Below are 10,645 nucleotides of genomic sequence, written 5' to 3'. Positions count from 1 at the left end.
GACTGGCTGGTGCTCAATGAAGTTGAAGCACTGGCACTTGCTGAGACTGACTGGCTCAAGCTCATTGACGCTGAGGCACTTGCGCTTGTTGAAACAGATTGACTCAAGCTTACTGATGCTGAAGCACTGGCACTTACTGAGACTGACTGGCTCAAGCTCAAGGACGCTGAAGCACTTGCGCTTGTTGAGACTGATTGACTCAGGCTTACTGACGCTGAAGTGCTTGTGCTTGCTGATACAGACTGGCTGGTGCTCAATGAAGTTGAAGCACTGGCACTTGCTGAGACTGACTGGCTCAAGCTCATTGACGCTGAGGCACTTGCGCTTGTTGAAACAGATTGACTCAAGCTTACTGATGCTGAAGCACTGGCACTTACTGAGACTGACTGGCTCAAGCTCAAGGACGCTGAAGCACTTGCGCTTGTTGAGACTGATTGACTCAGGCTTACTGACGCTGAAGTGCTTGTGCTTGCTGAGACAGACTGGCTCAAGCTCAAGGACGCTGAAGCACTGGCACTTACTGAGACAGACTGGCTCAAGCTCAAGGACGCTGAAGCACTGGCACTTACTGAGACAGACTGGCTCAAGCTCAAGGACGCTGAAGCAGACTCGCTTGCTGAAACAGACTGGCTCAAGCTCAAGGACGCTAAAGCACTTGCACTTACTGAGACAGACTGGCTGGTGCTCAATGAGGTTGAAGCTGATTCACTTGCTGATACAGACTGACTCAAGCTCAACGATGCTGAAGCAGACTCGCTTGTCGAAACTGACTGGCTCAGGCTTTCTGATGCTGAAGCACTTGCACTTGTTGAGACTGATTGGCTCAGGCTTTCTGACGCTGAAGCGCTTGTGCTTACTGAGACTGACTGGCTCAGGCTTTCTGATGCTGAAGTGCTTGTGCTTGCTGAGACAGACTGGCTCAAGCTCAGTGACGCTGAAGCAGACTCGCTTGTTGAAACTGACTGACTCAAGCTTACTGATGCTGAAGCACTTGCACTTGCTGAAACTGACTGGCTAGTGCTCAATGAGGTTGAAACAGATTCACTTGCTGAAACGGATTGACTTAAGCTCAACGAAGATGAGGCACTTGCACTTGTTGAAACTGACTGACTCAAGCTTACTGATGCTGAAGCACTGGCACTTACTGAGACAGACTGGCTCAAGCTCATTGACGCTGAAGCACTGGCACTTACTGATACAGACTGGCTCAAGCTCATTGACGCTGAAGCTGACTCGCTTGTTGAAACAGACTGGCTTACGCTCAATGACACTGAAGCAGACTCGCTTGTTGAAACTGACTGGCTCAGGCTTACTGATGCTGAAGCACTTGTGCTTACTGAGACAGACTGACTTGTGCTCAATGAGCTTGAAGCTGATTCGCTTGTTGAAACTGATTGACTCAAGCTTACTGACGCTGAAGCACTTGCACTTACTGAGACAGACTGACTCAAGCTCAACGATGCTGAGGCACTTGTGCTTACTGAGACAGACTGACTTGTGCTCAATGACGCTGAAGCAGACTCGCTTGTTGAAACTGACTGACTCAAGCTTACTGATGCTGAAGCACTGGCACTTACTGAGACAGACTGGCTCAAGCTCAATGAGCTTGAAGCTGATTCACTTGTTGAGACTGATTGACTCGAGCTTACTGATGCTGAGGCACTTGCACTTGTTGAAACTGATTGACTCAAGCTCAATGACGCTGAAGCAGACTCGCTTGTTGAAACTGACTGGCTCAAGCTCAATGACGTTGAAGCTGACTCACTTGTTGAAACTGACTGGCTCAGGCTTACTGATGCTGAAGCAGACTCGCTTGTTGAAACTGACTGGCTCAAGCTCGATGATGCTGAAGCGCTTGTGCTTATTGAAACTGATTGACTCAAACTCAACGAAGCTGAGGCACTTGCACTTGTTGAAACGGATTGACTCAAGCTTACTGACGCTGAAGCAGACTCGCTTGTTGATACAGACTGGCTCAAGCTCAATGACGCTGAAGCACTTGCACTTGCTGAAACTGACTGACTCAGGCTTACTGATGCTGAAGCGCTTGTGCTTATTGAAACGGATTGACTCAAGCTCAACGAAGCTGAGGCACTTGCGCTTGCTGAGACTGACTGGCTAGTGCTCAACGAAGCTGAAGCTGAAGCGCTTGTTGAAACGGATTGACTCAAGCTCAATGACGCTGAAGCACTTGCACTTACTGAGACAGACTGGCTCAAGCTCAATGAGGTTGAAGCTGATTCACTTGTTGAAACTGACTGGCTGGTGCTCAATGAGGCTGAAGCGCTTGTGCTTGTTGAAACCGACTGACTTGTGCTCAATGAAGTTGAGGCACTCGCGCTGGTTGATACAGACTGGCTCAAGCTCAATGACGCTGAAGCACTTGCACTTGCTGAAACTGACTGACTCAGGCTTACTGATGCTGAAGCGCTTGTGCTTATTGAAATTGATTGACTCAAACTCAACGAAGCTGAGGCACTTGCGCTTGTTGAAACGGATTGACTCAGGCTTACTGATGCTGAAGCAGACTCGCTTGTTGAAACGGATTGACTCAAGCTCAACGAAGCGGAGGCACTTGCACTTGTTGAAACTGATTGACTCAAGCTTACTGACGCTGAAGCAGACTCGCTTGTTGAAACTGACTGGCTCAAGCTCAATGATGCTGAGGCGCTTGTGCTTAATGAGACAGACTGGCTGGTGCTCAATGACGTTGAAGCACTTGCACTTACTGAGACAGACTGGCTCAGGCTTACTGATGCTGAAGCACTATTACTCAATGAGACAGATTGACTACCACTCAGTGAAGCTGAAGCGCTCTTGCTCAATGAAACTGACTGGCTCAAGCTCAACGATGCTGAAGTGCTTGTGCTTACTGAGACTGATTGACTACCACTCAGTGAAGCTGAAGCGCTCGTGCTCAATGAAACTGACTGGCTCAAGCTCAGTGACGCTGAGGCACTTGCGCCTGTTGAAACTGATTGACTCAAGCTTACTGATGCTGAAGCGCTCTCGCTCAATGAGACAGATTGGCTACCGCTCAATGATGCTGAAGCACTCTTACTCAATGAAACTGACTGGCTCAAGCTCAACGAAGCAGAGGCACTCTTACTTAATGAGACGGATTGGCTACCACTCAATGAAGCGGAGGCGCTCTTACTTAATGAAACGGATTGACTTAAGCTCAACGATGCTGAAGCACTGGCACTTACTGAGACAGACTGGCTACCACTCAATGAAGTTGAAGCACTCTTACTTAGTGAGACTGATTGACTACCACTCAACGAAGCGGAGGCGCTCTTACTTAATGAAACGGATTGACTCAAGCTCAACGATGCTGAAGCACTATTACTCAATGAGACGGATTGACTACCACTCAGTGAAGCGGAGGCGCTCTTACTTAATGAAACTGACTGACTCAAGCTCAACGATGCTGAAGCACTGGCACTTACTGAGACTGGCTGGCTCAGGCTTACCGATGCTGAAGCACTTGTACTTGTTGAAACTGACTGGCTCAAGCTCAACGATGCTGAAGTGCTTACACTTGCTGAGACTGACTGGCTCAGGCTTACCGATGCTGAAGCACTGGCACTTGTTGAAACGGACTGGTTCAGGCTTACTGATGCTGAAGCACTTGCACTTACTGAGACAGACTGGCTCAAGCTCAATGAAGCTGAAGCGCTCGCACTTGTTGAAACTGACTGGCTTGCGCTCAATGAAGTTGAGGTACTTGCACTTGTTGAAACGGATTGACTCAAGCTTACTGATGCTGAAGCACTTGCGCTTGTTGATACAGACTGGCTCAGGCTTACCGATGCTGAAGCACTATTACTCAATGAGACAGATTGACTACCACTCAACGAAGCGGAGGCGCTCTTACTTAATGAAACTGACTGACTCAAGCTCAACGAAGATGAAGCACTATTACTTAATGAGACGGATTGGCTACCACTCAACGATGCTGAAGCACTGGCACTTACTGAGACAGACTGGCTACCACTCAATGAAGCGGAGGCGCTCTTACTTAATGAAACTGACTGACTCAAGCTCAACGAAGATGAAGCACTATTACTTAATGAGACGGATTGACTACCACTCAATGAAGCGGAGGCGCTCTTACTTAATGAAACTGACTGACTCAAGCTCAACGAAGATGAAGCACTATTACTTAATGAGACGGATTGACTACCACTCAACGATGCTGAGGCACTGGCACTTGTTGAAACTGATTGGCTACCACTCAACGAAGCGGAGGTACTCTTACTTAGTGAAACTGATTGACTCAAGCTTACTGATGCGGAGGCGCTTGTGCTTAATGAGACGGATTGACTACCACTCAACGATGCTGAAGCACTGGCACTTACTGAGACAGACTGGCTACCACTCAATGAAGTTGAAGCACTCTTACTTAGTGAGACGGATTGACTACCGCTAACCGAGCCAGAAACACTATTGCTCGCTGAAACCGAACGGCTGGCGCTCATCGATGCCGATTGGCTATTGCGCAAGGAAGTAGACAAGCTCTGGCTAGCAGAAACTGAACGGCTGGCGCTCGTTGAAGCCGATGCACTCGCTGATGTACTAGCACTTACTGAGACACTGGTTGACTGTCTTTGACTTAGACTAGTTGAAGTACTGCTACTCTTATACTCACTATCAGAAAGTTTTACAGTGAACGTATCCGTAGTCTTATCTTTATAGATAATGGTAACTGTTCCATTGTTACTAATAGTAAAGGAATCAATACGTTTTTCCTGCTTATTGTTTAGTTTCTCAACAGCCGCCAATATACGAGTTTTTTCTTGAGGTTTTAATTCAGAAACATTCTCTACTTGGAAGGTTTCGGTCGGTGCTACCCCTTCCATAATATCTGTCAGTCTACCTTGCACAATACGGACATTGCCCGGTGAATCATTTCCTGCACTATTACTATTACCAGCCTTATCCGTTGCTACTGCATTGCGTTGCCAACTATTTCTACCATTTTTATCATACTCTAGATTATCATTCAAATGAGCTCTTACAGTAATACGGGCTGGACTAGCAGTAGTCGCTGTGATATTCCCCGTTAAATGCTCTACAGTCCCCGTCCCATATTTATTATCTTCAAAGAAATTACTTCCAAGGGCTGAGCCATTTGCATCTGCATTTGAAACGATCTTAAATTCTGACAATTGCCCACTATTATCTGTAGCAGTGAAATTAATTTGAATATCATCTCCTGCGTACACAATATAGTTGCCATTTACAGGGGTCAGGGCTTGACCATTACGAGTCACCGTCGCACTTGGAACTGGAACAGCATCCACATTAGCTGGGATAACAGCTGTAGTATTATCACGGTAGGTAATGGTAATATTCCCATTTTCAGCTACCGAAATCGTTCCGGTTACGCCATCTTTCGTAAAATCACTACCAGATAAAAGCGACTGGTTTTTTTCTTTAAATTTTTCAAGTACTTGATTGCGTTCACTTACAGTCAAAGAAGAGGGATTCTTAACAATAACAGTATCCCCACTAACTGGGTTGTGGCGTTCGTTGAAGCCTTTGATATGGAAATTCGTACGTGCTGTCGCAGTCAGACCATGAATATCTCTTACTGTATATTCCAGAACATAGGTACCAGGTTTATAGGGTTTCCAAGTTCCGTTTTCACGACCCACCGTTCCTATTATGTCAATGGTGTATGACCTTTGGGCACCTGTTTGATTCCCCCATTTATCATAGGTATATAGATCTCCAAATCCCCTTTTCTTGCTAGCTGGATAGTTTGGTGCATTTAAACCTGTAATAATAGCATTGGATGGGGAAGCCGTAACTTTATCCATCCCTTTATCATCATTCAGCCTTATCTGAAAATTATTGATTGCTTCATCATTATAAATTGTGATAGTGGATGGCATAGAAATCGTAGGCGGATTAGAGGCTGCACGTGAGTGTGCCCCTCTAGCAATTTCTGTCCCATTTCGTGGATCACGCACACCAGAATTAGCCGCCAACACAGCATTGACAATCGAATTACGCGCTGAAGTAGCTTTTTGCAATACTGTTGTTAAATCACTAGTTGGATCAGTCAGGGCTTTTTCAATTTCTGTTACTGCAGCATTGGCCTTAGCAAGAGCTGAATCCGTATTTGGTAAATCAACCGCTTTTGCTAGATAGTCACCTATTTCAGCTGAAAGATTGGTCAACTTCCTACGGTTTTCTTCTTGTTGTTTAGCAGTGACTTCTGAAGATGCTAATGCAACCGCAGCAGCTTCAATTAAGCTAGTTGTGACAGAAGTTGATTGAACTCCACTAACACTATTCTTACCAGTAATTTCAGTTATTTTTAATTCAGCTGAGTCAATTTCAAGGTTCTTTGCTTCTTTTGAAGTAGAAGGTTGCTGGTCAATTGCTGTCGTCGATCCACTCTGTTCAATAGACAAACTTGACACTACAGAAACATTCGATCCACTTGTTGATTGACTGGCACTACGGAAGCCTGACCGACCAGACTCTTTTGGCGAGGTTGCCACAGTCTTATCTACCGTTTGATTCTTCTCAGCTTGCTTAAGCTCATCCTTACCTTGGGTTTGGTTCTTATCAGCTACCACACCAGCGGCCAAGTTGTTGCTGGTTGCTAGGGCTTGGCTATTGCTCAACGTAGCACTAGCTACACTTTGTCCGGCAGCAGATGAGACAAAACTATCAGCAACATTGACTCTGATGTCCAGTGAAACAGAATTAGAAGCTGAGACAGAAGCATCAGCTACTGACGCGCTAGTTAGCACTTTATCCTGTTCTAGAGAAGTTGTATTGTTAGCACTTTCTAGCTTAGCGAGCGCTTTGCTCTCTGATACTTTTGCAGCAGGCGCAGTACTCGCTGATTTGCTAGACAAGACCGAACTGCTAGCAGATACAGACCGGTTGATAGAAATTGAGTTACTAGCAGAAACTGATTGGCTGAGCGATTGACTAACAGACTGGCTAGTCGAGATACTAAGAGAGACTGACTCACTTGTAGAGACAGAAGTGCTGACTGACTGACTAACTGAAGCAGAGGCTAACTCAGAAGCTTGTTCTGCTTTTGCTTTTAGCATTTCCGCTTGCGCTTGAGCAATGATCGAATTTGTACTTGCTTCTGCAGCTTCCTCATTGTCCTTGACTTCAGCTGAGATAACTGCTTTATCAGTATATTCAGATGTTTCATCTGCATAGACAGACTGCTCCTGAGTCACCATTAGCCCCGCTGCCCCAGCGGCTAATATCCCTCCCAGACCTGCAAGAGTATTGAGGCCCAGATGATCGTGATCAAGCTCTTCTGTATCTGACAAGCTGTTTGAGACAACTTCTCCCATTCCACCGATACGAAAGAGATCAAGTTGAGAATTTGAAGCTTTTACCCAATTTTTCCCAGACTTATAGAGCTTATACCGCTTCTTTTCGTCAATAATCTCGAAATCTTTGTTATATTTCTTACTTCGAAACATCCTTTTCCTTTCCTTTTCCAACATGCCAGTTTTTGTTAATCTCATGACCATTAGCAAAGAAGCTGGCTTATTGCATGCTATAGTTTATAAGCAAAAATACACACTTTTTTACATTTTTATGATAGGTGCCCTAATGCTCCGAGTAGTATTTTAACAAAAATAAGACAAGAATTCAATCTATTGAAATCTTTATTTATTGAAAATAAGCTTGATAAATCAAGCTATTTCAAACTATCCATATTAACCTAGAGATTTAAAATACAGGTTAATATAGGAATTAACAATAAGTAACTATTTATACAAAAAAAGCTAGACGGCCGACCCGAGATACTTGGCTCAGATCCGTCTAACTTTTTTATATATTTTGAATGGATTAGTGAGAAAGATGATTAATAATCCAAATCTTCTGCATACCCAGCTCCATTTCCTACAAAGTAGCCTGTCTTACAGTTCATACTAAATAGGTATGTACCGTCTGGTTTATAGAGATTGTAGTAGCCATTCCCCTTGACAATGTTAACTTTTTCAAGGATAAACTGATCTCCTACGATGTAGCCACGCTCGCGAGACACCTTGAGGATTGTTTCCAAGACACCTGGATTGAAAGTCCAAGCAGGATTGTTCACATCATCAATCGCTGCTTGATTGTAAGGCACACGGCTAAGGTGGCGCTGGAGGTTAACTCCTGCACTTGGCAGTCCGATACCAGTTTCTGCATTTCTAATGCCACTAGGATCACTAGGCGCTGGATTTACAGCTGGCGGCGTTGATGGTGCGACTGGTGCTGTAGAAGGCGCTGACGGTTCCACTGTCGGACTAGGCGCTGGTGCTGGTAGCTGCTGACTGCGTCCTTGAGCAATAGCCGCCTTCAAGACCTCGTCCAACTTGCTATTACCTGTCGATACATCTGGAAGATTAGCGTTTCCTTTCACTTGGGCATCTGTCTTCAATAGACCGTCAACGATGGCACCTGTGTTAAATTGTGAATTGACACTTTGGATAGCAGAAATTTGCTTAACAAGATCATCATACTTCTTTTTAGCAGCTGTATATTCTGAGCTGCCAGTTAAGACATCTAACTTAGCTTTCAGCTTATCCAAATCGCCAAACTTGTCATTTTTGATAGCTGTCTGACTACTATCCGTAAAGAAGCTGGCATAAAGGTCTTCAAATTCTTTAGCAGCCTCTTTCTTAGCTTCGCTAGAGCTTGTAGATTTCTTTTTGCTAGAAGAAACGGTCGAACTGGAACCAGTTGTCGACTTGTGACTCCCCCACCCTTGATGAAAATACCAAGTCGTTCCAGCGGCAAGTGCCACAAGACCTAAGGCTGAGTATAGGAAGACTTTCTTCTTGTAGAAAGGCTTTGTCTCAGGCTCGTCCTCATCTTCAAACACTGTCGGAACTGGATTTGATACCGGCTTTGTTGCCGGGATGATTGGTGCTTCAGCTGCAACTGTTAGCGCTGGTTGTGCGGCCTTTGTAGCCTCTACATTTGCCGAGTTTGCAGCTTCTGCTTTCACTGGCTGCACCGAAGGTAATGGCACATTGGCAGTATTTTCCTTCACCTGAGACTGACTCTTAAGCTGTTTGATGGTCTCTTGTATCAAAGCTTCTTTTTGTTGTGCCAGCTCTTCCATGATTCTCAGCTTTTGGGTTTCAAATTTCCCTGCTTCGATTTCATCTCGGTGTTGCTTGATGTACTTATCAAGGATATTGTCTCCTTCAGTCACACCAGCTTCGACTTCCTCGTTTTTCCGAGCAGCCTGACCGACCGTCATCTCTTTCGCATCTTCTAAGTCAAGAACGGTTTCTTTTGATTCTTGCTCTGTTGGCATCTTTTCTTCTTTGCTCACAACATTTCCTTTCTAATCTAGTTGTCTTTTGACCCTTTGGCCAAAGTATTGATATAAATCAACTTTTAAAGTACCATTGTAAAGTTTTCGCTTTTTATCCGCCTGACTGCCATATTTGGCTTCAAAGGCCTCATCACTGGTCAAGATAAATTTACTCCAGGTCTTCAAGGGAGCAAAGGTTTCTCCCATTTCTTGATAAAGCTTGGTTACTGCATCATCGTCTAACAAACGCTCACCATAAGGCGGATTGGAAATAATGACACCATTGATCTTGTCCGTATGAAGGTCTTGCAGACGCATTTGCTTAAATTGAATCTGGTCAGCAACACCCGCTTCTTCCGCATTTTTCTTAGCAATCTCTACAAGACGAGCATCCAAATCGGAACCTGAAATATCCAGCTGGATGTCTTGGTCAATCTGAGCCAGAGCTTCTGCCCGAAGCCGACGTACCAAGTCCTTGTCTACCCAATTCCAGTCTTCAAAAGCAAAGGAACGATGTAAACCTGGCGCCATCTTCATCCCAATCATAGCTGCTTCGATACAGAAGGTTCCTGATCCGCAAGTCGGGTCAATCAAGGGTTTATCTGGGTACCAGTTTGACAAAAGTAAAATCGCAGCTGCCATATTTTCCTTGATTGGTGCTCCGCCTTTTTCTGTCCGATAGCCACGTTTGAACAAGCTAGAGCCACTGGTATCAATCATGACTGTCACCAAATCTTTCAAAATGGAAACTTCAATCTTAAACTCTGCTCCATTTTCCTGCAAGGGGACACCTTCTGGACGAGCATAATGCTTTTGCAGTTTTTTCACAACTGCTTTTTTTGAAATGGCTTGAACACTGGGCTCATTATGCAGTTTTGACTTGACGCATTTGGCTTTAGAAATGGGAAATTTGGCACCTAAGGGTAGATAATTTTCCCAATCCAAGGCCAATACACCTTGAAAAAGCTCCTCAAATGTTTTGGCTGGAAATGTTCCCACAACAATCTTAATCCGATCCGCTGAGCGCAGCCAGAGATTGGTTTGAATGATGGTAGCGATGTCGCCACTAAAGCGAACACGGCCATTTTCAACCTGACAATCTAGACCCAAATCTCGGATTTCACGGCCGACAACGGCTTCCAAACCTGCCGCCGCTGTAGCAATTAAATTAAATTTTTCTTTCATTCTTTTTTACTCTATCACTATCCGCTTGGCCACGCCGTTAAAAACTAGCCTCAGCTAGAAAGCAGAATACTCTCGCTTGACGATCCTCTTGAGAAAAGCCTTGCTTTCCTCATTTTATCCCTTCAGCTCACTTCTGTCAAAGGGAATCTATACCTT

General features: G+C 44.9%; 3 protein-coding genes. All 3 read right to left on the bottom strand.

Features of this window, described 5'->3' with window-relative positions; genetic code table 11:
- On the bottom strand, positions 1–7,469 hold a 7,469-nt coding region (locus D8872_RS10870), incomplete at its 3' end, for a MiiA motif-containing surface protein (protein WP_185761417.1).
- Between the two features lie 389 nt (positions 7,470–7,858).
- On the bottom strand, positions 7,859–9,322 hold the full coding sequence (locus D8872_RS09745) for a cell division site-positioning protein MapZ family protein (protein WP_125390786.1): 1,464 nt from the start codon (positions 9,320–9,322) through the stop codon (positions 7,859–7,861).
- Between the two features lie 12 nt (positions 9,323–9,334).
- Positions 9,335–10,489: a THUMP domain-containing class I SAM-dependent RNA methyltransferase gene (locus D8872_RS09740; RefSeq protein ID WP_125390785.1), complete on the bottom strand. Its 1,155-nt coding sequence runs from the start codon at positions 10,487–10,489 to the stop codon at positions 9,335–9,337.
- Between the last annotated feature and the right edge of the window lie 156 nt (positions 10,490–10,645).

The sequence above is a fragment of the Streptococcus cristatus genome (assembly GCF_003943815.1).
Lineage (GTDB): Bacteria > Bacillota > Bacilli > Lactobacillales > Streptococcaceae > Streptococcus > Streptococcus cristatus_F.
Note: the sequence above shows the minus strand (reverse complement) of the source record. Positions and strands in the feature narration are given on the sequence as shown.